1 protein-coding gene is annotated in these 448 nt (G+C 55.4%); it reads left to right on the top strand.

The genetic code is table 11. The features are described 5' to 3' along the window. A partial coding sequence (locus tag AB1L30_RS00560; RefSeq protein ID WP_367011405.1) for a hypothetical protein occupies positions 1-295 on the top strand: 295 nt, incomplete at its 5' end. Between the last annotated feature and the right edge of the window lie 153 nt (positions 296-448).

Genomic DNA, 448 nt, shown 5'->3' with positions numbered 1-448 from the left:
CGGCAACGACGCATTGCATTCTGCCAGATGGTTCAATCGACCTCGTGGTCCAGTGGAACGGAAGCGAAGTCGCGAGTTGGTTATTTGGTACCTCGACCGAAGCGACAACGTCGGTCTTGAACTCTTCGTCGCGGCCGGAACCTTCACCGGACCCTTCACCGGAACCTTCACCGGAACCTTCACCGGAACCTTCACCGGAACCTTCACCGGACCCTTCACCGGACCCTTCACCGGAACCTTCACCGGAACCTTCACCGGCTCTCCCGTTTCGGGGATCGTGGACGACAACGGGTGAACAAAGTGGATTTCAAAGTCAAAATCTTGTCCATCCAGTAAATGTTCGCTCCGAGAATGAATGTGAATTCGCTCAAGGCTGGCAGACATTCCTTCGAAGCCAACCCACTGAGCCAGTTCTTTCAGGTCTGCCATGTCCATGCCGACGACAAGC

Origin of the sequence: Bremerella sp. JC817 (assembly GCF_040718835.1) — a bacterium.
GTDB lineage: Bacteria > Planctomycetota > Planctomycetia > Pirellulales > Pirellulaceae > Bremerella.
This window is presented reverse-complemented; position numbering and strand designations above follow the sequence as displayed.